This is a genomic window from Chromobacterium sp. CCUG 76385 (assembly GCF_059916625.1).
In genome coordinates, this window is record NZ_JAUCGU010000002.1 from 276,025 (window position 1) to 299,909 (window position 23,885).

25 protein-coding genes are annotated in these 23,885 nt (G+C 62.1%); 13 read left to right on the forward strand and 12 right to left on the reverse strand.

What is annotated here, in order from left to right; all coding sequences use genetic code 11:
- Positions 1–5: 5 nt before the first annotated feature.
- The gene (locus tag QUG01_RS03155) at positions 6–911 is read left to right on the forward strand and encodes an EamA family transporter (protein WP_500828846.1); all 906 of its coding nucleotides are present in this window, start codon (positions 6–8) and stop codon (positions 909–911) included.
- Here the strand turns inward: QUG01_RS03155 and QUG01_RS03160 are convergent.
- Entirely contained in the window at positions 904–1,410 is a 507-nt protein-coding gene (locus QUG01_RS03160) for a GNAT family N-acetyltransferase (RefSeq protein WP_500828847.1), read from the reverse strand. The two genes, QUG01_RS03155 and QUG01_RS03160, sit on opposite strands and share 8 nt — an antisense overlap.
- 66 nt (positions 1,411–1,476) lie before the next feature.
- Positions 1,477–1,869: a MerR family transcriptional regulator gene (locus tag QUG01_RS03165; protein WP_199153251.1), complete on the reverse strand. Its 393-nt coding sequence runs from the start codon at positions 1,867–1,869 to the stop codon at positions 1,477–1,479.
- Positions 1,870–1,987: 118 nt separating this feature from the next.
- Between QUG01_RS03165 and QUG01_RS03170 the strand changes: the two genes are divergently transcribed.
- From QUG01_RS03170 to dcuC, 3 genes are all read left to right on the forward strand, one after another.
- The gene (locus QUG01_RS03170) at positions 1,988–3,676 is read left to right on the forward strand and encodes an AMP-binding protein (protein ID WP_500828848.1); all 1,689 of its coding nucleotides are present in this window, start codon (positions 1,988–1,990) and stop codon (positions 3,674–3,676) included.
- Between the two features lie 92 nt (positions 3,677–3,768).
- Entirely contained in the window at positions 3,769–4,449 is a 681-nt protein-coding gene (locus QUG01_RS03175) for a UPF0149 family protein (RefSeq protein WP_500828849.1), read from the forward strand.
- 593 nt (positions 4,450–5,042) lie between these two features.
- On the forward strand, positions 5,043–6,392 hold the full coding sequence (dcuC, locus tag QUG01_RS03180; RefSeq protein ID WP_500828850.1) for an anaerobic C4-dicarboxylate transporter DcuC: 1,350 nt from the start codon (positions 5,043–5,045) through the stop codon (positions 6,390–6,392).
- A gap of 278 nt (positions 6,393–6,670) precedes the next feature.
- On the opposite strand, the gene QUG01_RS03185 is transcribed toward dcuC, so the two are convergent.
- From QUG01_RS03185 to QUG01_RS03195, 3 genes are all read right to left on the reverse strand, one after another.
- On the reverse strand, positions 6,671–7,186 hold the full coding sequence (locus tag QUG01_RS03185) for a DUF5610 domain-containing protein (protein ID WP_500828851.1): 516 nt from the start codon (positions 7,184–7,186) through the stop codon (positions 6,671–6,673).
- A 26-nt stretch (positions 7,187–7,212) separates the two neighbouring features.
- The gene (locus tag QUG01_RS03190) at positions 7,213–7,878 is read right to left on the reverse strand and encodes a DUF5610 domain-containing protein (RefSeq protein ID WP_500828852.1); all 666 of its coding nucleotides are present in this window, start codon (positions 7,876–7,878) and stop codon (positions 7,213–7,215) included.
- A gap of 196 nt (positions 7,879–8,074) precedes the next feature.
- On the reverse strand, positions 8,075–9,859 hold the full coding sequence (locus QUG01_RS03195) for an acyl-CoA dehydrogenase C-terminal domain-containing protein (protein WP_500828853.1): 1,785 nt from the start codon (positions 9,857–9,859) through the stop codon (positions 8,075–8,077).
- 188 nt (positions 9,860–10,047) lie between these two features.
- Between QUG01_RS03195 and QUG01_RS03200 the strand changes: the two genes are divergently transcribed.
- The 6 genes from QUG01_RS03200 to QUG01_RS03225 all read left to right on the forward strand — a co-directional run bounded on the left by QUG01_RS03200 (position 10,048) and on the right by QUG01_RS03225 (position 16,652).
- Positions 10,048–10,605, forward strand: a complete 558-nt coding sequence (locus QUG01_RS03200) for a DUF2062 domain-containing protein (RefSeq protein WP_500828854.1) — start codon at positions 10,048–10,050, stop codon at positions 10,603–10,605.
- Entirely contained in the window at positions 10,592–11,149 is a 558-nt protein-coding gene (locus QUG01_RS03205; protein WP_043628394.1) for an NUDIX domain-containing protein, read from the forward strand. Before QUG01_RS03200 ends, QUG01_RS03205 begins: the two co-directional genes overlap by 14 nt.
- The gene (locus QUG01_RS03210) at positions 11,136–11,453 is read left to right on the forward strand and encodes a PilZ domain-containing protein (RefSeq protein ID WP_103319420.1); all 318 of its coding nucleotides are present in this window, start codon (positions 11,136–11,138) and stop codon (positions 11,451–11,453) included. The genes QUG01_RS03205 and QUG01_RS03210 overlap by 14 nt, the downstream gene beginning before the upstream one ends.
- 307 nt (positions 11,454–11,760) lie before the next feature.
- The gene (locus tag QUG01_RS03215; protein ID WP_500828855.1) at positions 11,761–13,689 is read left to right on the forward strand and encodes a PrkA family serine protein kinase; all 1,929 of its coding nucleotides are present in this window, start codon (positions 11,761–11,763) and stop codon (positions 13,687–13,689) included.
- A 147-nt stretch (positions 13,690–13,836) separates the two neighbouring features.
- Positions 13,837–15,114, forward strand: coding sequence for a YeaH/YhbH family protein (locus QUG01_RS03220; RefSeq protein WP_500828856.1), 1,278 nt, complete (start codon positions 13,837–13,839; stop codon positions 15,112–15,114).
- Positions 15,111–16,652 (forward strand): SpoVR family protein, encoded by a 1,542-nt coding sequence (locus tag QUG01_RS03225; RefSeq protein WP_500828857.1) that lies wholly within the window; start codon positions 15,111–15,113, stop codon positions 16,650–16,652. Before QUG01_RS03220 ends, QUG01_RS03225 begins: the two co-directional genes overlap by 4 nt.
- A 126-nt stretch (positions 16,653–16,778) precedes the next feature.
- On the opposite strand, the gene QUG01_RS03230 is transcribed toward QUG01_RS03225, so the two are convergent.
- The 5 genes from QUG01_RS03230 to QUG01_RS03250 all read right to left on the reverse strand — a co-directional run bounded on the left by QUG01_RS03230 (position 16,779) and on the right by QUG01_RS03250 (position 20,302).
- On the reverse strand, positions 16,779–17,246 hold the full coding sequence (locus QUG01_RS03230) for a hypothetical protein (RefSeq protein ID WP_500828858.1): 468 nt from the start codon (positions 17,244–17,246) through the stop codon (positions 16,779–16,781).
- Between the two features lie 68 nt (positions 17,247–17,314).
- Positions 17,315–18,112: an ATP-binding cassette domain-containing protein gene (locus QUG01_RS03235; RefSeq protein WP_500828859.1), complete on the reverse strand. Its 798-nt coding sequence runs from the start codon at positions 18,110–18,112 to the stop codon at positions 17,315–17,317.
- Positions 18,105–19,070 carry a FecCD family ABC transporter permease gene (locus tag QUG01_RS03240; protein WP_500828860.1) on the reverse strand — a complete coding sequence of 322 codons (966 nt, stop codon included), beginning with the start codon at positions 19,068–19,070 and terminating at the stop codon, positions 18,105–18,107. Before QUG01_RS03240 ends, QUG01_RS03235 begins: the two co-directional genes overlap by 8 nt.
- Positions 19,071–19,103: 33 nt before the next feature.
- Positions 19,104–19,910 carry a 4-hydroxy-tetrahydrodipicolinate reductase gene (dapB, locus tag QUG01_RS03245; RefSeq protein ID WP_500828861.1) on the reverse strand — a complete coding sequence of 269 codons (807 nt, stop codon included), beginning with the start codon at positions 19,908–19,910 and terminating at the stop codon, positions 19,104–19,106.
- Complete coding sequence (locus QUG01_RS03250) at positions 19,907–20,302, reverse strand: outer membrane protein assembly factor BamE (RefSeq protein ID WP_500828862.1); 396 nt, start codon at positions 20,300–20,302, stop codon at positions 19,907–19,909. Before QUG01_RS03250 ends, dapB begins: the two co-directional genes overlap by 4 nt.
- Before the next feature lie 97 nt (positions 20,303–20,399).
- On the opposite strand from QUG01_RS03250, the gene fur reads away from it, so the two are divergent.
- From fur to QUG01_RS03265, 3 genes are read left to right on the forward strand one after another with little or no spacing between them, the layout of a single operon-like run.
- On the forward strand, positions 20,400–20,831 hold the full coding sequence (gene fur, locus QUG01_RS03255; RefSeq protein ID WP_500828863.1) for a ferric iron uptake transcriptional regulator: 432 nt from the start codon (positions 20,400–20,402) through the stop codon (positions 20,829–20,831).
- Positions 20,828–21,529, forward strand: a complete 702-nt coding sequence (gene aat / locus QUG01_RS03260) for a leucyl/phenylalanyl-tRNA--protein transferase (RefSeq protein WP_500828864.1) — start codon at positions 20,828–20,830, stop codon at positions 21,527–21,529. The genes fur and aat overlap by 4 nt, the downstream gene beginning before the upstream one ends.
- A complete protein-coding gene (locus tag QUG01_RS03265; RefSeq protein ID WP_500828865.1) occupies positions 21,516–22,271 on the forward strand; it encodes an arginyltransferase in 756 nt (251 codons plus the stop codon). The genes aat and QUG01_RS03265 overlap by 14 nt, the downstream gene beginning before the upstream one ends.
- Positions 22,272–22,317: 46 nt before the next feature.
- Here the strand turns inward: QUG01_RS03265 and QUG01_RS03270 are convergent, their stop codons facing one another.
- Both QUG01_RS03270 and QUG01_RS03275 read right to left on the reverse strand, forming a co-directional pair.
- Positions 22,318–22,779 (reverse strand): outer membrane lipoprotein, encoded by a 462-nt coding sequence (locus QUG01_RS03270; protein ID WP_103319466.1) that lies wholly within the window; start codon positions 22,777–22,779, stop codon positions 22,318–22,320.
- 20 nt (positions 22,780–22,799) lie between these two features.
- A complete protein-coding gene (locus tag QUG01_RS03275; protein ID WP_500828866.1) occupies positions 22,800–23,834 on the reverse strand; it encodes a quinone-dependent dihydroorotate dehydrogenase in 1,035 nt (344 codons plus the stop codon).
- Positions 23,835–23,885: the final 51 nt, after the last annotated feature.

Here is a 23,885-nt window from a genome sequence, read left to right on the forward strand (position 1 = left end):
TGCCCATGACGGCGAAAACGGGAATCGGCCAATGGCGGGATGTGCTGTTGACCGCGCTCACGCCAGTGATCTGGGGTTCGACTTATATCGTCACCACCGAGCTGCTGCCGCCGGATCGGCCGTTCACCGCGGCCCTGCTGCGTGTGCTGCCGGCCGGACTCTTGCTGGTGATGATGGGCGGCTGGCGGCCGCGGACAGGGGAATGGGGCAAGCTGTTGATGCTGTCCGCGCTGAATATCGGCGCGTTCCAGGCGCTGCTGTTCGTCGCCGCCTATCGCCTGCCGGGCGGACTGGCTGCGGTCGTCGGCGCTTGCCAGCCCTTGCTGGTGATGACGCTGGCTTGGCGGCTGGACAGCGGCCGTCCGGCGGCGATGGCCTTGTGGGCCAGCCTGGCCGGCGTGGCCGGCATGGCCTTGCTGCTGCTGTCGCCAGGCACGCGCTGGGATGGGCTGGGCATGTTGGCGGCCTTTGGCGGAGCGGTGGTGATGGCTTGCGGCACCTATCTGACGCGGCGCTGGAAATTGTCGGCGCCGGTCACCGCGCTGACCGGCTGGCAGCTGTCGCTGGGCGGACTGATGCTGCTGCCGCTGGCCTGGGCCATCGATCCGCCGCTGCCGCGTCTGGGGTGGGCGCAATTTGCCGGCTATGGCTATCTGACCCTGTTTGGCGCGCTGCTGGCCTATCTTTTGTGGTTCCGCGGCATCGCGCGGCTGTCGCCGGTGGCCGTGTCGTCGCTGGGCCTGCTCAGCCCAATGACGGCGGTGGTGTTGGGTTGGGCCCTGCTGGGCCAGGCGCTTTCCGCGCAATCGCTGCTGGGGATGGCGGTGGTGTTGGGCAGCGTGCTGGCGGTGCAACGCAGCATGATGGCGCCGCCCGCTCCCAAGGAGGGCGCCGCCGTTCGCGTCAATTGATCCGCGCCATCAGCACCGCGTCGCCAAAGCGGCCGTCGATGTGGATGGCGTCGCGCAAATGGCCTTCCTGCTGGAAGCCATGGCGGCGGTACAGCTGAATGGCGCGGCGGTTGTCGGCGTGCACCGTCAGTTCCACGCGATGAAGGCCGCGCTTGGCGGCGAGCGTCAGTGTTTGCTCCAGCAGCCAGCCGCCCAGGCCCAGACCGCGATGCGCCGGCAGCATGCCCATGCCCAGGGTGCCGCGGTGGCGGTGAATGGGCCACTCGTGAGGGGAAACATCGCACCAGCCAACCACCTGGCCGCCGTATAGCAGCAACAGGTGCGGGGCGTTCGCCGCCAATTGCCGCGCCACATATTGCGCCGACAGCTGCTGCGAAATTTCCAGAAACGATAGGTAGCGGCGTTCGCGCGCCACGCTGTCGGTCACGCGCCAGAAGTCTTCGGCCCGATCGGCGGTCAGCGCTTGCAGCGAGTAAGGCGTGGTATAGGGGCTGGGCATGCGGCATCTCCAATGCGGATTTGCTTATTTTGTCCGCTTTGAAATGACGATGCAATTTTTTGGGCGTCAGGCGGCCGCGCCGTCGCTGGCGATCACCTTGCGGCAGTGCGCTTCCAGCGTGCCGATTTCGTCCAGTACGGCGTCGATGTCGCGTCGCTGCTCTTCCAGTTGGCGGCGGCGCGCCAGCAGCAAGTCCAGCAGTTTTTGCGACTGGCTGGCCTCGTCGCGCGCCAGCTGGTACATGTCTATGATCTCGCGAATCTCGGCCAAGGACAGGCCGATGCGCTTGCCGCGCAGGATCAGCTTGAGCCGCGCGCGGTCGCGCCGGGTGAACAGGCGCTGGCGGCCATCGCGTTGCGGCTCGATCAGGCCTTGTTCTTCATAGAAGCGTATGGTGCGCAGCGTGACATCGAATTCGCGCGCCAGATCGGAGATGGTGAAAAATTCGGCTTGGTTCATAAAGTCTTCCTTAAGGCGGCGATTGTAGCGTTTTTCCCAACGCAGCAGCGCAAAGCTTGATTTACGTTTACGTAATCGTCAATCTGTCATTCGCCAACGACTTCAAAGGGAGTGCTTGATGCCGCAGTTCAGCTATGCCAACGGCGCCGTCGCGCAGCCGCTGCTGGGACAGACCATAGGGCGTTTTTTCGACGAGGCCTGCGAACGCCATGGCGACAGATTGGCGCTGCGCGTGCGGCATCAGGATATCCGCTGGAGCTATGCCGAACTGAAGCGGCAGGTGGACAGCCTGGCTTGCGGCCTGCGCCGTTTGGGCCTGCAGCCCGGCGAACGGGTGGGCATCTGGTCGCAGAATCGCGCCGAATGGGTGCTGATGCAATTCGCCGCCGCCAAGGCCGGCCTGGTGCTGGTCAACATCAATCCCGGCTACCGCCGCGCCGAGCTGGAATATGCGCTGAACAAGGTGCAGTGCCGCGCGCTGGTGTTGTCGCCCAGCTTCAAGAGCAGCGATTACGTCGCAATCATCCGTGATCTGGCGCCGGAGCTGGACCACTGCCAGCCCGGCGAACTGAGCGCGGCTAGGCTGCCGGATCTGCGTTGGGTGGTGCGGATGGGGCAGCAGGCATTGCCCGGCATGCTGGCTTTTTCCCAGCTGTTGGCCGCGCCGTCGGAAAAGGAGCTGGCCGAATTGCGGTCTTTGGGCGACACGCTGCAGTTCGACGAGGCGGTCAATATCCAGTTCACGTCCGGCACCACCGGCCATCCCAAGGGCGCCACGTTGTCGCACCACAATATCCTCAACAACGCCTGGTTCGTCGGCGCGGCCATGAAACTGGGCCCGAACGACAGACTGTGCATTCCGGTGCCGCTTTATCATTGCTTCGGCATGGTGATGGGCAGCCTGTGCTGCGTCTGCCATGGCGCGGCCATGGTGTTCCCGGCCGAGGGTTTTGACGCCGAGGCGGTGCTGGAGACGGTGGAGCAGGAGCGCTGCACCGCTTTGCATGGCGTGCCGACCATGTTTATTTCCCTGCTCGATCATCCGCGCTTCGGCGAATTCGATTTGAGCAGCCTGCGCACCGGCATCATGGCGGGCAGCCCGTGCCCGGTGGAGGTGATGCGGCGGGTGATAGAGCGGATGCACATGGCCGAGGTGACCATTTGCTACGGCATGACGGAAACCAGCCCGGTCAGCCTACAGAGCGCCACCGACACGCCGCTGGCGCAGCGCGTCAGCACGGTGGGCTGCGCTCATCCGCATGTCGAGGTGAAGATCGTCGATGCCGAAGGCCGCATCGTGCCGCGCGGCGTCAGCGGCGAGCTGTGCGTGCGCGGCTATTCGGTGATGCTGGGCTATTGGGGCGATGAGGAGATGACGCGCGCCGCCATCGATGCCGCCGGCTGGATGCATAGCGGCGACCTGGCCGCGATGAACGAGGACGGTTCGGTCAATATCGTGGGCCGGGTCAAGGACATGGTGATCCGCGGCGGCGAGAACGTCTATCCGCGCGAGATAGAGGAGTTCCTGTACCGCCATCCCAAGATTCAGGAGGTGCAGGTGATAGGGGTGCCGGATGTCCGCTATGGCGAGGAGCTATGCGCCTGGATCCGGCTGCGCGACGGCGAGCAGGCCGGCGCCGAGGAGATTCGCGCTTTTTGCCAGGGGCAGATCGCGCATTACAAGATTCCGCGTTACATCGAATTTGTGGACAGCTTCCCGATGACGGTCACCGGCAAGATACAGAAGTACTTGATGCGGCGGCAGATGCTGGAGAAGCTGGGGCTGGACGATGTGAAAACCGCATGATATCGGACAAGCGATGACAGCAAAATGCGCCGCCTGGGCCACGCTTTTGGCTTACAATGCCGCCAAACCGATTCACCTTGAGGAATGACACCATGACCGTGACCGAATTCAACGATGCAGACCTGACCCGTCTTGAAACGCTGCTGACGCCGTTGTCCGCCAGCGGCAGCACCATGCGCCCGGACGAAGTGCAGGGCTTCTTCGCCGCGCTGGCCAGCGGTCCGGACAAGGTGGACGCCGCGTTCTGGCTGCCGGAAGTGCTGGGCGACGCGCCGGCCTTTGAAAACGCGGCGGACGAAACCGAACTGAAGGCCCTGCTGCAGAAGCTGTTCGACAGCATCCGCGAAACGCTGGCCGAAGGCGATGAGCTGGACATGATCCTGTACGCCGAAGAAGGCAGCGAGGAAGAAGGCGAGCCGGACTACTGGCCGTGGGCCAATGCCTACCTATACGCGCTGGATCTGGTCGACACCGACTGGTTCGAAGTGGCGGAGGAGGACGAAGGCTTCGAAAGCCTGATGATGCCGATGCTGGTGCTGGGCGGCGCCTTTGAGGACGAAGACGGCGGCGAAGACCTGCTGACCTTCACCGACGAGGAAGTCGAAGGTTACAAGGAAGAACTGACCGACGCCCTGGTTGCCGTGTTCGGCTATTGGCGCGCCAAGGAACAGGCGCCGACCACCGTTCGCCGCGAAGGCGACAAAGTGGGCCGCAACGACCTGTGCCCGTGCGGCAGCGGCAAGAAGTACAAGGCCTGCTGCGGCGCCAACTAAACCTGATCGGTTGGCGATGTTCAGAAAGCGGACGCGAGTCCGCTTTTTTCATGGGTCTGGCCTAGGGGCTGTTGACGTTTTGTGAGCGGTCGCGCCGGGATGCGTTTTGCGCCGAATCGAGGCGTTTCGCGCGCCGCATAGTCATTCTCTGCCAGCGCGGAACAACGAAGAGTCGGCGCGAAAGGCGCCCGGCCCTGCGGGTTTGGCCGCTTTGGGCCGGAAGCCGCGTTGCCCAGCCCTTGCATAGAATGACTATGCGTCGGACTGCGCGCCTTGCTTCCGGCCCAAATCGGCTCAAACGCGATCCACTCACCAAACGTCAACAGCCCCTAGTTGGCGATAAGGGTTATGGATTGCTTGCCGCGCCATTCCGGAGCCAGCGATGGCTGCCGCCATCCGTTTAGATCACCATCATTCGGCCCGCCTCTGTTTTGGCGCCGGCCTTTTCCCGCGACGTTAAGCGCCGCCGCCATCCATTGTGGCGCATAGCCGCCATCAAATTTGTTTCAAGTCAAGAGAGGCTTGACTGCTGCGGCGCGACAAACGATAAGCCTGTAAATTAGAAATAGTTAATTTACATTAAGGATCAGGTCATGGAGCTGCTGCTTGGCCTTATCGTCACCATCCTGGTGGGACGCTATATTTTCAAGGGTTATTCCGCCACTGGGGTCTTGCTGGTCGGCGGTCTGTTTCTGTTGCTGGTTTCCGTGCTGCTGGGGCATAACATTCTGCCCAAGAATGTGGCGAGCACGGGTCATCCTTTTGCCGACATTCCGGAATACGTCAAGTTCTTGCTCAGCAATCGCGCTGCCGATCTGGGCCTGATGGTGATGGCCCTGTGCGGCTTTGCCAGTTACACCACGCATATCGGCGCCAACGATATGGTGGTGAAGCTGGCGTCGCGTCCCTTGAGCAAGATCCGTTCGCCGTATGTGCTGATGGTGGCCGCGTATTTTGTCGCCTGCGTGCTGTCGCTGGCGGTGTCCTCGGCCACCGGCCTGGGCGTGTTGCTGATGGCCACGCTGTTTCCCTTGATGGTGAATATGGGCATCAGCCGAGGCGCAGCTGCGGCGATTTGCGCTTCGCCGGCGGCGGTGATCCTGTCGCCCACTTCCGGCGATGTGGTGATCGCGGCCCAGGCTTCGCAGATGCCTTTGATCGATTTCGCCTTCAAGACCACCTTGCCCATCTCCATCGCGGCCATTGCGTGCATGGGCGCCACGCATTTCTTCTGGCAACGCTATCTGGACCGCAAGGCCGGCGTGGAACTGAGCCGCCAGGATGTGAAGGAGATCCAGACCCAGGCGCCGGCGTTCTATGCGCTGCTGCCGTTCACTCCCATCGTCGGCGTGCTGGTGTTCAACGGCAAGATCGCGCCGGAGCTGAACATCGTCACCATCCTGATCATCTGCATTCTGCTGACGTCTTGCCTCGAATTCATCCGCTATCGCCATGCCAAACCGGTGTTCGCCGGCCTGGACACGGTCTACAAGGGCATGGGCGATGCGTTCACCAGCGTGGTCATGCTGATCGTCGCGGCCGGCGTGTTCGCGCAGGGGCTGTCCACGCTGGGTTTCATTAGTCAGCTGATCGCGTTGGCGCAGTCATTCGGCTCGGGCGCGGTGGTGCTGATGCTGGTATTGGTGGCGATCACCACCATCGCCGCGCTGACCACCGGTTCCGGCAATGCGCCGTTCTACGCTTTTGTCGAGCTGATTCCGAAGCTGGCGACGCAGTCCGGCATCAATCCGGCCTTTCTGGCCATCCCCATGCTGCAGGCGTCCAATCTGGGGCGCACGGTGTCGCCGGTGTCCGGCGTGGTGGTGGCATGTTCCGGCATGAGCCAGGTGTCGCCGTTCGAGATCGTCAAGCGCACGTCCTTGCCGATAGTGGTGGGGCTGGCGGTGGTGATCGCCGGCACCTGCGTGCTGGTGCCGGCCTGATGGCTGGGGGCTGTTGACGTTTGGTGGGTGGATCGCGTTTGCGCCGATTTGGACCGGAAGCAAGGCGCACAGTCCGCCGCATAGTCATTCTATGCAAGGGCTGGGCAACGTGGCTTCCGGCCCAAAGCGGCCAAACCCGCAGGGCCGGGCGCCTTTCGCGACGACTCTTCCTTGTTCCGCGCCGGCAGAGAATGACTATGCGGCGCGCGAAACGCCTCGATTCGGCGCAAAATGCATCCCGGCGCGACCGCTCACCAAATGTCAACAGTCCCTAGGGTTCAGGCTATGCCGAATCGTTCATCCAGCAGCTTGCTGGTCAACTGATACAGGCCTTGCAATTGGGCTTGGGTGGAAGGGGGCAGGGCATTCAGCTGGATCAGAACCTGGCAGGTTTCCTGCAAGCCGCGGTCCAGGCCCTGGCGTGCCAGCGGCGCGAAGGCGAGGCCGGCTTCGCGGACAGATAAGTGGGGATGGGACTGGCAGTAGCGCTCGAACAGCATGGCGATGCCCAGCAGCAGATGCTGGCTGTGGCTGGTGCCGGGCAACTCCCCTTCCGGCCGCGGCCCCGGATCGTGATCGAGTCCAGCCAGATGCGCCACTTGATCCATTGTCGCGCTGTACAGCAACTCTGCGGCCTGATGGCCGTGGCTCAGGCCGATGTCGGCGCTGTCGTCCTGTTCTGGCTGGCGTGGTTCATGGTGGCCGGCGCGCGCCCCCACCCTGGCGACGCTGCCGCCCTGGCGCGGATGGACCGGGCCTATCGGTGCGATGATGATGTCGTCGTCTATGGCCATGGCGGGCGCTCCGCGCGTTCAGCCGCTCAACTGCCGCTTGCCGATGAGGAGGCCGATTGGGTGCCGCTGTTGCCCTGATACTGCTTCAGGAAGTCGTCGAAACCCTTTTCCACCAGATCGTGAGTCTTCTGCACGCCGCTCGCCACATCGCCGTTGAACACGTTCAGGTTTTTCAGGATATCCGTGGCTTCCTGATAACCCTGCTCAAAACCCTGGCGCACAAGTTTGATGAAGCTCTGCGCCTGATCGCTTGTGTTCTGGTCCGGGTGCTGCTGCTGATACAGGCCAAACAAGCCCAGCGCGCCGTCCAGGATGCGCTTGGATGTGGCGTCCGGAGAAGTGTCTTCGCCGCTGGCGCTATTGCCGTCGCCGCTGCTGTCCTGTTGCTGGATCGAAATGCTCAGCTGCGTGCTGCTGATCTGGAGACTGGCGCTGCCCTGGCTTCCGCTCTGGTTGTTGCCGTTGGCGAAGTCGGCGTTCAGAACCTGGTTGATGTTGGTGATGGAGGCCTTGAACAGCAGAGATTGCGACTGTTTGCCGCTGCTGATGGATACGCTGAGCGATTCCACCAGCAGCTGATTCAGTTGGTTGCGGGCAGTCTGGGCGCTGTAGGCGCTGTTTTGCGTTTGCGACGCGCCGCCGGCTTGGCCGGTTTGGCTGGGCTGGTTGTTGTTCAATGACGAGATCGACATCACGGACTCCTGTCGGCGCATGGTTGCCGCTTGGCGCACGCTGAGGGTGGAGGGGAATAACTTGAGTATGACTTTATTTCGGCTGCGGCATGGAAAACTTGTGGCTTGGAGGGATGGCTTAAGTAGTTTTGCGATGAAAACGCAACAGGCCGCTCCCTCGCGGTGAGCGGCCTGTCATGGACGCGCTAAGCCTGCTTTAGAAAGCGAAGTGCTCGTCTGCCAATGCCATCAGCGGCTTGGCTCCGGATTTGATGCTGGCCTTCAGCGCTTCCACTTCCGGCAACAGCTTGGCGTAGTAGAAGCGGGCAGTGGCGATCTTGGCCTGGTAGAAGGCGTCGTCGCCGTTGCCGAGCTTGGCGTAAGAGACTTCCGCCATGCGCGCCCACAGCCAGGCGTAGGTCAGGTGGCCCACCAGGCGCAGGTAGTCGGTGGCGGCGGCGCCGGCTTCATCCTTGTCCGACAGGCTGGCCATGCCGATGCCCATGGTGATTTCGCCCACTTCCTTCATCAGCTTGGACAGCGGGCCGACAAATTCGCCCAGCTGCGCATGGCCTTCGTACTGCTGGCAGAACTTGTGGATCAGCTTGGTGAACTTGCGCAGCTTGGCGCCCTGGTCCAGCAGCACTTTGCGGCCCAGCAGGTCGATCGCCTGGATGCCGTTGGTGCCTTCGTAGATTTGCGAGATGCGGCAGTCGCGCACCAGTTGCTCCATGCCCCATTCGCGGATGAAGCCGTGGCCGCCGAAGACTTGCACGCCCAGGTTGGCGGCGGTATAGCCGTTGTCGGTCATGAAGGCCTTGGCCACCGGGGTCAGCAGCGCCACCAGATCGGCGGCGTCGGCGCGGGCGGCGGCGTCCGGGTGCTTGTCCTCGATGTCCAGTTGCAGCGCCAGCAGGGCGGCCAAGGCGCGGCCGGCCTCGGTGTAGGCTTTCTGCGTCAGCAGCATGCGGCGCACGTCGGGGTGGACGATGATGGGATCGGCGGCCTTGTCCGGACATTTGGCGCCGTTCAGCGCGCGCATCTGCAGCCGTTCGCGGGCGTAGGCCAGCGCGCCCTGGAACGAGGCCTCGCCTATGCCCAGGCCCTGCATGCCGCAGCCGAGGCGGGCGGCGTTCATCATGGTGAACATGCAGGCCAGGCCCTTGTTCGGTTCGCCGATCAGCCAGCCCTGCGCGCCGTCGAGATTGATCACGGCGGTGGCATTGGCCTTGATGCCCATCTTGTGCTCCAGGCTGCCGCAGAAAACGGCATTGCGCACGCCCTTGTCCAGGAGCTTGGGCACGATGAACAGCGAAATGCCCTTCACGTCCTTGGGCGCGTCCGGCAGGCGGGCCAGCACCAGGTGGATGATGTTGTCGGACAGGTCGTGTTCGCCGGCGGAGATGAAGATCTTGGTGCCGGTGATGCGGTAACTGCCGTCCTCATTCGGTTCGGCTTTGCTTTTCAGCAAGCCGAGGTCGGTGCCGCAGTGCGGTTCGGTCAGGCACATGGTGCCGGTCCAGCTGCCGTCCACCAGTTTGGGCAGGTATTGGGCTTTTTGTTGTTCAGTGCCGTGGGCGTGAATGGCAGAATAAGCGCCATGGGACAGGCCGGGGTACATCGACCAGGCCACATTGGCGGAACACTGCATTTCCATGATGGGGAAGGCCATGCTCTTGGGCATGCCCTGGCCGCCGTAAGCGGGATCGCAATCCAGCGCCGGGAAACCCAGCTCGCAATACTGCTTGTAGGCTTCCTTGAAGCCTGCCGGCGTGGTGACGGACTTGGTCGCGCTGTCGAACTGGCAGCCTTCCTCATCGCCCAAACGGTTCAACGGAGCAAGTTCGGATTCACAGAACTGGGCGGCCTGCTCCAAGTAGGCCTGGAAGATATCCTGCGTCGCCTCTTCATAACCTGGCAACGTGGGGATGATGTCCTGTACCTTGATCAGTTCGTTGAGAACGAAATCAAAGTCGCGCAGCGGGGCTTGGTAAGCAGGCATTCGGTTTCTCCAGTTCGGTTGGTGCGGCCTGGTGCGTGCCAGGGCGATGCGTTTTATGATGCCCCTGATCTGAGGCGTTGTTTCATTCAAACGCTTGTTTAAATTATTCCCATGCTTTTGACAACCAAATTGCGCGCGAGTGCCCGGTAAACTGTGGCTTAACGGCAACGTGATGATTTGAATGCTGAATGACACTATTGAAACGAAAAATCCGCGCGTTTTCCGCGTGCCGGCATGAATGGTTCGCCCATCCCGCCTTGCGCTGGCTGGCGCCGTATCTGGACCAGCCGGCGCTCTGGGCCTTCAACCGCCGCAAGGTGGCGATGGGGGTGGCGGTGGGTTTGTACTCGGGCGTGATGCCCGGCTTCACGCAGAAGGCCACCGCGCTGGCGCTGACGCTGCTGTTGCGGGTCAATCTGCCGGCGGCGATGGTGGTCTCGCTATACAGCAATCCCTTCACCGTGCTGCCCTTGTATTACTTGGCCTATCGCTATGGCCGCTGCTTACTGGGCGAGACCGGGCCGGCTACAATGACTGCGCCGCCAAGCTTTTTCGGACTGGGGCCGATGGCCTGGCTGGGGCAGATGCTGGCTTGGCTGGCGGAACTGGGCTGGCCCTTGCTGGTGGGCATGCCTGCCCTGGGGCTGACTTTGGGCGCGGCGGGCTATCTGGCCACGCGCGTCGTGTGGCGCTGGGCTGTGGTCAGCGCATGGAACAATAGAAAGGCGAAATGTGAATCTGCTTGAGAAACAACTGTCTTCGGAACGAGTCTACCAGGGGGGCTTCCTGTCGGTGCACAAGGACATGGTGGAACTGCCCGACGGCAGGCAGGCGCCGCGCGAATATATCGTCCATCCCGGCGCAGTGGCCATACTGGCGCTGACGCCGCGGCAGGAGCTGGTGCTGGAGCGTCAATTCCGCTACCCGGCAGGCCGCGAGTTCATCGAGATTCCCGCCGGCAAAATCGATCCGGGCGAAGCGCCGGAAATCACCGCGCGTCGGGAATTATTGGAAGAAACCGGCTATCGTTCCGACAAATGGATATATTTGGGTACGGCCCACCCATGTATTGGTTATTCCAATGAAAAGATCAGCTACTATCTGGCACAGGACCTTGTGCTCAGCGAGCGGCAATTGGATGAGGGCGAGTTTCTGGAAGTGTTGACCCGACCGCTCGACGCAGCCATGGAAATGGTGTTGACCGGCGAAATCTGCGACAGCAAGTCGATTGTCGGCCTGCACTGGCTGGCGGCCTATCTGAGCGGGAGGATGCGAGGTGTCCCGATTTGACGCGTACTACGATCGCCGGCGCGGCCGGCGCATCAGCATGGGGTGCAAGGCGCGCATCAAGTGCCTGACCAACGGGCAGACCTTCTATGGCGAGTGCGTTGATCTGTCTGTGGATGGCATGGCCTTGCGCTCGGTCTTCGTGCCGCAATACGGCGAACGCTTGAACGTGATCGTGCTGGTGCCGGGGGTGGGCGGCGCCCCGGGCAAGCCGTTTGAAGCCGAGGTGGAGGTCAAACGCTGCAACGAGGTGCAGCGTGGAACGATTTATGAGATTGGCGTCCGCATTGTTTTGCGTAAAAGCTGACAAACTATTGTTTTAAATAAATATATGGAAATTATTCCAGTTGAAATTACAAGCTTTTACTAAGCTTCATTTGTTGTTACAAAAATCTGAATTTAAAAAACGCTTATCGATTCAATAGCTTTTCTGTTTTACGGCTTCCCGCAAGATCGAGAAACCGCTCATACCTGTTTTTTCCGGCCATTCCGTGCTGCTATGCTATACCCAAAAAAAGAACCGGAGACAAAGTCAGTACTCTAATTCAGCAAGGGGGACGACGAAGGCGACTCAGCCCTAGCCGCAACCACCTGCTACCAGCCAGGAGAGAGTCATGCACCCGGATATCTTCAGCCACTACGCAGTGCGCTACGATAAAACCCGCGAAGAAGAGTACACCATCCAGGAGTACCTGGAACTGTGCAAACAGGACCCGGGCGCCTACGCCACTGCCGCAGAACGCATGCTGGCAGCCATCGGGGAGCCCGAGTTGGTGGACACCCGCCACGATTCGCGGCTGTCACGCATTTTTTCCAACAAGGTCATCAAGGTCTATCCCGCCTTCCGCGACTTCTACGGCACCGAGGAAGTCATCGAGCAGGTGGTGGCGTATTTCCGCCACGCGGCTCAAGGCCTGGAAGAGAAGAAGCAGATTCTCTATCTGTTGGGGCCGGTAGGCGGCGGCAAGTCGTCCATCGCCGAGAAGTTGAAGGAGCTGATGGAGCTGGTGCCGTTCTATAGCCTGAAGGGCAGCCCGGTCAACGAGTCTCCGCTGGCCCTGTTCAACTATGACGAAGACGGCGCCATCCTGGAAGAACAGTACGGCATTCCGCGCCGTTATCTCAAAGGCATCCCCAGCCCATGGGCGGTGAAGCGCCTGCACGAGTTCAATGGCGACATCGGCCAGTTCCGCGTGGTCAAGCGCTACCCATCGGTGCTGAAGCAGATCGCCGTGGCCAAGACCGAACCGGGCGACGAGAACAACCAGGACATCAGCTCGCTGGTGGGCAAGGTCGATATCCGCAAGCTGGAAAAATACGCTCAGGACGATCCGGACGCTTACAGCTATTCCGGCGGTTTGTGCCTGGCCAACCAGGGCTTGCTGGAATTCGTCGAAATGTTCAAGGCGCCGATCAAGGTGTTGCACCCGCTCTTGACCGCTACCCAGGAAGGCAACTTCAAGGGCACGGAAGGTTTCGGCGCGATTCCGTTCGAGGGCATCATCCTGGCCCACTCCAACGAGAGCGAGTGGAAACAGTTCCGCAACAACAAGAACAATGAAGCCTTCCTCGACCGGATCTACATCGTCAAGGTGCCGTATTGCCTGCGCGTGACCGAGGAAATCAAGATCTACGACAAGCTGATCCGCAACTCCTCGCTGGGCAAGGCGCCTTGCGCGCCCGGCACCTTGAAGATGATGGCCCAGTTCGCCGTGCTGTCGCGGTTGAAGGAGCCGGAAAACTCCAGCCTGTACAGCAAGATGCAGGTGTACGACGGCGATAACCTGAAAGACACGGATCCCAAGGCCAAGTCGCTGCAGGAATACCGCGACTACGCCGGCGTGGATGAAGGGATGGCGGGCCTGTCCACTCGCTTTGCCTACAAGATCCTGTCCAAGGTGTTCAACTTCGACCATAGCGAAGTGGCCGCCAACCCGGTGCATCTGCTGTACGTGATCGAGCAACAGGTGGAGCGCGAGCAGTTCCCGGCGGAGACGGAACAGAAATACCTGACTTTCCTGAAGGAATATCTGGCACCGAAATATGTCGAATTCATCGGCAAGGAAATCCAGACCGCTTATCTGGAAAGTTATTCCGAATACGGCCAGAACATTTTCGACCGCTACGTGACTTTCGCCGATTATTGGATCCAGGATCAGGAATACCGCGATCAGGATACCGGCGAGATTTTCGACCGCACGTCGTTGAATGCCGAGTTGGAAAAGATCGAGAAACCTGCCGGGATTTCCAATCCCAAGGACTTCCGCAACGAGATCGTCAACTTCGTGCTGCGGGCCCGCGCCAACAATGGCGGCAAGAATCCGGCCTGGACCAGCTACGAGAAGCTGCGCACGGTGATCGAGAAGAAGATGTTCTCCAACACCGAAGAGCTGCTTCCGGTCATCTCCTTCAATGCCAAGGCCAGCGCCGAGGATGCCAAGAAACACGAGGACTTCGTCAACCGCATGGTGGAAAAAGGTTACACCGCCAAGCAGGTGCGCCTGTTGTGCGAATGGTATCTGCGTGTGCGCAAGTCATCCTAAGCCGCCAGACCCCCGCCGCTTGCGGCGGGGGCGGCAGGCGCCGGGCCGGGGCGGCCAGGCGACGAGGAGAGTCAACCGCGCGCGGAGTTGGACGGCAGGTTTCCAGGCGGGGCCTGCCGGCCGCGATTGCGCGCTAGAGAGGTGGCCATGTCCCACATCATAGACAGACGCCTCAACGGCAAGAACAAGTCGGCGGTCAATCGCGAACGCTTTCTTCGCCGTTTCAAGGCGCAAATCAAGGAAGCCGTCTCCAAGGCGATCAAGGGACGGAGCATCACCGATATCGAAAGCGGGGAAAAGGTATCCATTCCGGTCAAGGATATTTCCGAGCCGCATTTCCATCACGGCAAGGGCGGCGTTTGGGAAAACGTCCATCCCGGCAACGAGGAATTCATCAAGGGCGACCGCATCCCCAGGCCGCAGGGCGGAGCGGGCGGCGGCGGCAGCAAGGCCAGTCAGGACGGAGAGGGCGAGGACGATTTCGTCTTCCAGCTGTCGCGCGAGGAGTTCATGAATGTGTTCTTCGACGATCTGGCCCTGCCCAACCTGATCAAGACCCAGCTGATGGGGATTGAAGAACTGAAGACGGTGCGCGCCGGCTATACCAACGACGGCACGCCGGCCAACATCAATATTGTCCGCTCCTTGCGCGGCGCGCTGGCGCGCCGGGTGGCGATGTCCGCGCCGACGCTGGCCAGCCTGGATGACGCCGAGGAGGAGCTCGACACGCTGATCGAATCCGACGACGACAATGCCGTCGAGGTGCGTGAGAAGCGGCAGAAGATCCACCAGATGCGGGAGCGCTTGGCCTGCATTCCGTGGATAGACCCGTTCGACCTGCGCTACAACAACCGGGTGAAGCAGCCCAAGCCGACCAGTCAGGCGGTGATGTTCTGCATCATGGACGTGTCCGGCTCGATGGACGAGCAAAAGAAGGACATGGCCAAGCGCTTTTTCATTCTGCTGTACATGTTCCTGCAGCGGAATTACGAGAAGATCGAAGTGGTGTTCATCCGCCACCATACCAGCGCGGTGGAGGTCAATGAGCAGGACTTCTTCCACTCGCGCGAGAGCGGCGGCACCGTGGTGTCGTCGGCGCTGAACCTGATGAGCGACATCGTCAAGAAGCGCTATGCCAGCAGCGAATGGAACATCTACGCCGCCCAGGCCTCGGACGGCGACAACTGGGACAGCGATTCGGCCAATTGCGGCCGCATTCTGGAAGAGGAGCTGCTGCCGTACTGCCAGTACTTCGCCTACATCGAAATCACCGAGGGCGAGCCGCAGAACCTGTGGTACGAGTACCTGAAGGTCAAGGCGCAATGCCCGCAGTTCGCCATGCAGAAGATCCGCTCGGCGTCGGACATCTATCCCGTATTCCGCGAACTGTTCAAGCGCCAGCCGGCGGGAAGGAGTGGCGCATGAAGCGGGAAAAGAAGGGGGAAAGCATGAAGCCGATTTCCACCGGATCCGAATGGACCTTCGAATTGGTCGGCGAATACGACCGCGCCATCCGCGAGATCGCGGTAGACGAATTCAAGCTGGATGTTTACCCCAACCAGCTGGAAATCATCACGGCCGAGCAGATGATGGATGCGTACGCCTCGGTGGGCATGCCGGTCAATTACCACCACTGGAGCTATGGCAAACACTTCGTCTCCACGGAGAAAAGCTACAAGCGGGGCCAGATGGGGCTGGCCTATGAGATCGTGATCAACTCCAACCCCTGCATCGCCTACCTGATGGAAGAAAACTCCATGACGATGCAGGCGCTGGTGATCGCGCACGCCGCCTACGGCCACAACAGTTTCTTCAAGGGCAATTACCTGTTCCGCTCCTGGACCGACGCTTCCGCCATCATCGACTACCTGGTGTTCGCCAAGAGCTACATCATGAAGTGCGAAGAGCGCTATGGTATCGACGAGGTGGAAGAGTTGCTGGATTCCTGCCACGCGCTGATGAACTATGGCGTGGATCGCTACAAGCGGCCGCAGAAGCTGTCGCTGGCGCAGGAGCAGGCGCGGCAGGAAGAGCGCGAGCAGTATCTGCAAATGCAGGTCAACGACTTGTGGCGCACCATTCCCAAGCGCGACAAGGACGATTCCGGCAAGTCCGCGCCGCGCTTCCCCACGGAGCCGCAAGAGAACCTGTTGTATTTCATCGAGAAATCCGCGCCGCTGCTGGAGCCCTGGCAGCGCGAGGTGGTGCGCATCGTGCGCAAGGTGGCGCAGTATTTCTACCCGCAGCGACAGACGCAAGTGATGAACGAGGGTTGGGCCACCTTCTGGCATTACACCATCATGAATCGTCTGTACGACAAGGGGATGATCACCGACGGCGCCATGCTGGAGTTCCTGCAGAGCCACACCAATGTGGTGACGCAGCCGCCGGTGACGGCGCGCTGGTACAGCGGGATCAACCCCTATGCCTTGGGTTTCTCGATGTATCAGGACATCAAGCGGATCTGTCAGGAGCCAACCGATGAAGACCGGGCCTGGTTCCCGGATCTGGCCGGCACGGATTGGCGCGAGTCCCTGGAATTCGCGATGCGCAATTTCAAGGACGAGAGCTTCATCTCGCAGTACCTGTCGCCCAAGTTGATTCGAGACTTCCGCTTGTTTGCGATCCGCGACGACGACAGGGATGACAAGCTGGAAATCTCGTGCATCCACGACGAAGAAGGCTACCGCGAAATCCGCAACCGGCTGGCCGATCAGTACAACCTGGGTTCGCGCGAGCCGAATATCCAGGTCTGGTCCGTCAATGTGCGCGGCGACCGCAGCCTGACGTTGCGCCACACCATGCATAACCGCCGCCCGCTGGAAGAGCAGAGCGCGCAGGAGGTGTTGAAGCATGTGTGCCGGCTGTGGGGCTTCGATGTCCGTCTGGAAAGCGTGGACAGCAATGGCGAAGTCAAGCAGCTGTTCGAGGTGCAGGCCAACAAGGACCCGGCGATGATCTGAAGCGCTTGGGCGTGACAGGCGGCGCCGCCAGGCGCCCGGCAAAGAAACAGGCAACGCGCGCGTTGCCTGTTTTCACGATGCCATAGCTGCTTTCAAGCCGCTAAGGAGGGTGTGGAGTCGCCGCGCTCAGGCGGTGCCGCCCACTGGGGAGAGCCGGCAATGCGAGCGGTCCTCGAAGTTGCCATTGGGCAGGCCCCAGGCATGGGCGTAGTGCATCTGGCCGTTGGCCTCTATGCGAATGGTGATTTCCTGGCGGAACTGCTCGCTCAGGCTGCGCGGGCCGCTGGCGAATACCACTTCCAGTAAGCCGTTGCCGCTCTCGGCCAGGCGAATGGCTGGATGAGGCAGAACAAAGGGCAGCTCGTCCATCACCGGCCACAAACACAAGGTGCCATCCGGTTGGTAGCCGAGCAGAGTCGTTTCCCGGTGCAGGACTTCGCCATCGGTGCCGTTGGCGGTGTAGTGCAGCAGCAAGGCTCTCTGGCCGGGCAGCGCTTGCCAGTGCAGGCAGCCGGTGAAGGTCTGGTCATCGTGATTGATGCCCTCGCCACAAAACTGATTGGGCAGCGATTGCAGAGCGGCAAGCAGAGGCATGGCTAACCTTCCGGTTGCATGGGGGAGGTAGTCAGGATGGCAGGTTTGACAGCCGCGCGCAATACGTCTTAGGGCCTGGGAGCATGGCCCGACAAAGGAATGAAGGCGCGCCACGGCTGGTCCGGATGCGTCAGTTCGGCCAGCCGCACGCCGTAAACTTGCTCCAGCCTTTCGAGCTGCATCATTTCGGCGGTGTTGCCATGCCCGGCGGCGCGGCCGTCGTTCAGCAGCAGCACTTGGTCGGCATGGCGCAAGGCGAGATTGAGATCGTGCACCACGGCCAAGACGCCGATGCCCAGCTGGCGGCACAGCGCGCGGGCCTCTGTCATCAAGGCGTCGGACAGCGCGAAATCCAGCGCCGCAGTCGGCTCGTCCAGCAGCAGATAACGCTGCGGCTGATCGGACAATAAAAGCTGGCACAGCGCGCGGGCCAGTTGCAAGCGCTGCTTTTCGCCGCCGGACAGCTGCGACAGCCGGCGCTTGCGCAGCGCCGTCGCATGAGTCAAGGCCAGCGCCTGATCGATGGCGGCATGGCTTTGCGCGCGGGCAGCGCCGGCGAGCGGATAGGCGCCGGCCGCGACCAGCTGCTCCGCGGTCCAGTCCTCCGGCATGGGCGGGGCTTGCTCCATGACGGCGCGCCGCGCCGCCAACTGGCGCTTGCTCAGCGTCGACAATGGTTGGCCGTCCAGCAGGATGTCTCCTTGATCGGGCCGCCATAAGCCAGAGAGCAGCTTCAGCAAGGAGCTTTTGCCGGCGCCATTCGGCCCCAGCACGACCAGCAGTTCGCCCGCTTGCAGCGTCAGACTGATGTCGTCCAGCACCTGTCTGCCGTTGCGGGTCAGCGAGAGATGGCGCGCCTCAAGCATCGCGGCCCTCCTGGCGTTTCAGCAGCCACAGGAAGAATGGCGCTCCCAGCAGGCTGGTGATCACGCCCACCGGCAGCTCCGCCGGCGCCAGCAAGGAACGGGCCAGCCAATCGGCGCTGACGCTGAGCCAAGCGCCCAGCAGCGGAGCCGCCAGCAAAAGGCGGCGCGAGTCGCTGCCGACCAATTGCCGCGCCAGGTGCGGCGCCATCAGGCCGACGAAGCCTATCATCCCGCAATTCGATACCACCAGGCCGGCCGCCAGGGCCGCCAGCAGGATGATGGCCCACTCCTGGCGGCGCACCGGAAAGCCCAGGTAGAACGCCGCGCTTTCGCCCAGCTGCAGGGCATTGAGAAAGCGCCAGCGCTGGTATAGGCCCAGCCAGATCACAGGCGCCGCGAGCAGCAAGACCAGGGTTTGCGGCCATTCCATGCTGGCGAAGCTGCCCATCAGCCAGAAAGTCACGGTGCGCAGCGAGCCGTCCGGCAAGGTGGTGATCAGCAGCGTCAGCAGGCTGCCGAGCAGGGTGCTGACGGCCAGCCCGCTGAGTATCAGCTGTTTGCCGTCGCGGTCGCTGCCCAGCAGGCGCACCAAAAGCAAGGCGGCGAATCCGCCAAAGAAGCCCGCCGCCGCCACGCCGTACAGGCCGACGCCCAGGCTCAATGCCAATGCGGCGGCCAGCGCCGCGCCGCTATTGATGCCTATCAGGCCGGGTTCGGCCAGCGGATTGCGAAAGCGCGCCTGCACGGCGGCGCCGGCGCTGGCCAGCAAGATGCCGGCGCTGGCCGCGGCCAGCAGCCGCGGCAGCCGCAACTCCACCAGCAACTGCCATTCCAGAAGCGGTTGCGGCGCCAGCCGCAGCAGGCTGGCAGGCTGCAGATGGCTGTGGTGCAGCAGGGAGGCGCAGGCGGTGGCGCCTAGCAGAAACAGCAGCAGGGGAATCAGCGTCGAGAGGCGCATGGAGGGGGAGGAGGGGCTTGGCCCCTCCGCGTATCAACGCAGGCCAAGCACGTCCTGCATGTCGAACAGGCCGTGCGGTTTGTCGGACAGCCAGCGCGCGGCGCGCACGGCGCCGTTGGCGAAGGTGGCGCGGCTGGAGGCTTTGTGGCTGATTTCCACCCGCTCGCCCAACGTGGCGAACAGCGCGGTGTGGTCGCCCACCACGTCGCCGCCGCGGACGGTGGCGAAGCCTATGGTTTGCGGATCGCGCTCGCCGGTGACGCCCTCGCGGCCGTAGACGGCGCACTGCTTCAGGTCGCGGCCCAGCGCGTCGGCGATGACTTCGCCCATGCGCAGCGCGGTGCCGGACGGCGCATCCACCTTGAAGCGGTGGTGGGCCTCGATGATTTCGATATCGTAGCCTTCATCCAGCACGCGGGCGGCCATGTCCAGCAGCTTGAAAGTCAGGTTCACGCCCACGCTGAAGTTGGCGGCGAATACGACGCCGATCTTGTCCGCCGCCTCGCGGATGGCGGCCTTGCCGGCATCGTCGAAGCCGGTGGTGCCGATCACCATGCGCACGCCGCGTTCGACGCAGGCCAGCATGTGTTCCAGCGTGCCTTCGGGGCGGGTGAAGTCGATCACCACGTCCGCGCCGTCCAGCGCGGCGATGAAGTCCGAACTGATGGCGACGCCGCTGTTGCGGCCGCAGAACAGACCGGCATCCTGGCCGATGAAGCCGGAGTCCGCGCGGTCGATGGCGGCGTGCAGGCGGGTGCCGGACGTGTTCAGCACCGATTCGATCAGCACCCTGCCCATGCGGCCGGACGCGCCGACGATCACGATGTTCTGCGGATTCATGGCTTCTTCACTTGTTCAGCGGGGATGGCCAGCGGAGCCGAAGCGTCCAGTTGCTTGGGCGGCGGCGCAGGCTGCGATTGGCCCTCTACACGGTCCAGCACATCGCCTTTGAAATAGACGGTCAGCAGTTTGTCGCTGTTCGGGTCCACTTTGCCGCCCTTGGCCTCGCTATACTTGTAGTCCCAGCGATTGGCATGGAAGGCGTCGGTCAAGAGCGGCGTGCCGAGCACGAAACGAACCTGGGCGCGGGTCATGCCCGGTTTGAGTTTGGCCACGGCGTCGGCGGTGACATAATTGCCTTGCTGAACTTCCACCTTGTGGGTCCAGTCCAGAGGATTCAGGGAACTGCAGCCAGAGACGGCGATGACAGCGGCGAAAATCAGGGCGCGCATGATACTCCGATTGACTCGAATGTTTATGAGGCTGTAATTAGGCAAAGCCGTCAAAAGGCTTTATCATGATTCGAAAACCGACACACTTTATATCACGATGAGCAAAGCCAGTCACCTCAAAGATATCGGCCTGAAAGCCACCGGACCGCGCCTGAAAATCCTGGATCTGTTCGAACAGGCCGACTCCGGGCATATGTCAGCCGAAGATGTCTACCGCAAGCTGTTAGCGGAAAACATCGACATCGGTCTCGCCACCATCTACCGCGTGCTGACGCAGTTCGAGCAGGCGGGCATTCTGGTGCGCCATCATTTCGAAACCGGCAAGGCCGTGTACGAATTGAACCAGGGCGGCCACCATGATCATATGGTGTGCGTCAGCTGCGGCAAGGTGGTCGAGTTCTTCGATCCCGAGATCGAGGCGCTGCAGAACCGCATCGCCGAGCAGCATGGCTACCGCATCGTCGACCACGCGCTGTACATGTATGGCGAGTGCCCCGACTGCCTGGACAAGGGCGGTCAGCGCGGATGATTCCCTGGCTCGGACCCGAGCCTGTCTTCCCGCCGGTGACGCAGGCGCTGGGGCATCCCAACGGTCTGCTGGCCGCCGGCGGCGATCTGTCCCCGAGGCGCATCCTTAGCGCCTATTGCGAGGGCATTTTCCCATGGTTTTCCGAAGGCGAACCCATTTTGTGGTGGTCGCCCGCGCCGCGCATGGTGCTGTATCCGGAGGAGCTGAAAGTCAGCCGTTCGCTGGCTAAGACTCTGCGCAATCTCGATTATGAGATACGCGTCGACAGCGCCTTTGACGAGGTGATGCGGGCCTGCGCCGAGCCGCGCGCTGGCCAGGACGGCACCTGGATCGTGCCCGAAATGGTGGCGGCCTATTGCCGGCTGCATCAGCTGGGCTATGCCCACAGTTTCGAGACCTGGATAGACGGCGAGCTGGTCGGAGGCTTGTATGGCGTGGCCATCGGGCGGATGTTCTATGGCGAGTCGATGTTTTCCCGCCGCGCGGACGCCTCCAAGCTGGCCTTCGTCCACATGGTCCGCCATCTGGCCGGGCAGGGGGTGGGCATGATCGACTGCCAGATGCATACCGCGCATCTGGCGAGTCTGGGCGCCCGGCTGGTGCCGCGCGATGTTTTTCTTGCTACGCTGAAGGAGCGGGTCGGGCAATCCCAGCCTGACCGGATGTGGGAATACCATTATCGCCATGAGCCATCGTGAAGCCGGCCAAGTTGCGGCCATCCATTTCTATGCCACCGCGCCTTATCCCTGCAGCTATCTGCCGGAGCGGCAGGCGCGTTCGCAGGTGGCGATTCCGGCCGAGGCGATAGACAGCGGGGTCTACAGTCAATTGGTGCGGCTGGGCTTCCGCCGCAGCGGCCTGTATACCTATCGCCCTTATTGCGATTCCTGCCAGGCATGCATCCCGGTGAGGCTGCCGGTGAGCGAGTTTCAACCCAACAGGACGCAGCGCCGGGTTTGGAAGCGAGCCTCGCCGCTCAGCGCGCATTGGCTGCCGCTGCGCTTCGATGCCGAGCACTACGCCTTGTACCGCCTGTATCAGCAAACCCGGCACGCCGGCGGCGGCATGTCGGAGGATGACGCCCAGCAATACAGCGAGTTCATCCTGAAAAGCGGGGTGGATAGCCATCTGGTGGAGTTTCGGCAGGATGGGGTGCTGAAGATGGTCAGCCTGGTGGATAAATTGATCGACGGTTTGTCCGCCGTTTACACCTTCTACGATCCGGAAGACAGCCAATCCAGCCTGGGAGTTTACAACGTGCTGTGGCAGGTGGAGCAGGCCAGGCAGATGGGGCTGGATTATGTCTATCTGGGTTACTGGATCGCCGACTGCCGCAAGATGTCGTACAAGTCGGCCTACCGTCCGCTGCAGATATTGCGCGGCGGGCGTTGGCAGTGGCTGCCGGAGCACGCGCGCGACGCGCTGGCGAGCGGAAAATGAAACAGGCCCGGAAGGGCCTGTTTGCTTGGCTGCCTTGTTTGCCTGATCAGTACGGCACGACGCGGTCGTTGCCGCCGCCGCTCAGCACTTTCACGCGCTGATTGGCGACAAACGGGATGTCGGCTTCCTGCACGATGGATACGGTACGGCCGGTATCCAGCTTCACGGTGATTTCCAGCGCGTTCTTGGTCATCGCGCGTTGCGCGGCTTGAGTGCCGAAGCCGCCAGCCAGCGCGCCGACGATGGCGCCGGCCGCCTGGCCCTTGCCGCCGCCGATATTGCTGCCCGCCAGGCCGCCCAGCGCGGCGCCGCCCAGAGTCAGCAGTTCGTTGTTGTCGCCTTCCATCTTCACGTTCTGCACCGAAACCACGGTGCCGAATTGCACGGTTTGCGCTTGGCGCATCTGGCTCTTGGAGTAGACGGCGGCGGAGTCCGAAGTGGCGCAGCCGCTAAGGATGCCTGCGCCGAGCAGGGCAATCAGGGTTGCGCGAGAAAAGGTAGAGATCATGTCCTGCTCCATTCTTTGGTTCAATTGCGAGCTTTTAGGTATTGTGCCACGGCTTTGCTGCATTCTCCCACCAATTCTGGTCCGCGGTAGATCAGGCCGCTGTAGAGTTGCACCAGCGTGGCGCCGGCGTCCAGTTTTTCGACGGCGTCGTTGCCGGACAGGATGCCGCCAACACCTATGATAGGCAATGCGCCGTCAAGTTCCCGCGCCAGCTTGCGGATCACCGCGGTGGAGCGGCTGCGCACCGGGGCGCCGGACAGGCCGCCGGCCTCGTGTTCGTGCGGGTGGCCGGCTACTTCGGCGCGAGACAGCGTGGTATTGGTGGCGATGACGCCGTCTATGCCCTTGTCAGTGAGCAGGCGGGCGATTTCCGTGATCTGCTCTTCGTCCAGATCCGGGGCGATTTTCACTGCCAGCGGCACGTAGCGGCCGTGCTGGTCGGCCAGCGCCTGTTGGCGTTGTTTCAGGGCGGCCAGCAGCTTGCCGAGTTCGTCGCCTTGCTGCAGTTGTCGCAGATTCTTGGTATTGGGCGAGGAGATGTTGACCGTGACGTAGCTGGCTGCGGCGTAGACCTGGTCCAGGCAGGCCAGATAGTCGTCTACGGCGTTTTCGATCGGCGTGATCGCGTTTTTGCCGATATTGATGCCTAGCACGCCCTTGAATCGGCAGCGGCGCACGTTTTCCAGCAGCGCCGCCACGCCGTGGTTGTTGAAACCCATGCGATTGATGATGGCCTCGTGCTCCGGCAGGCGGAACAGCCTGGGTTTGGGGTTGCCGTCCTGCGGACGCGGGGTGACGGTGCCGATTTCGATGAAACCGAAGCCCAGCGCCGCCAGCGCGTCGATATGGTCGCCATTCTTGTCCAGCCCGGCGGCCAGGCCCACCGCATTGGGGAAAGTGATGCCCATGGCCTCCACCGGCTGGCGGATGGCCGGCGCCGCGGCCAGCGGGGTCAGATGCAGCCGGTGCGCGCGGTCCAGCATCTTCAGCGTGTGTTCATGGGCGGTTTCCGCATCGAACTTGAACAGCAGCGGGCGCAGCAGCGGGTACAGCATGGCATTCTCCGGGCAGACAAATGCCCGGCATTATAACCGGGCATGGCGGCG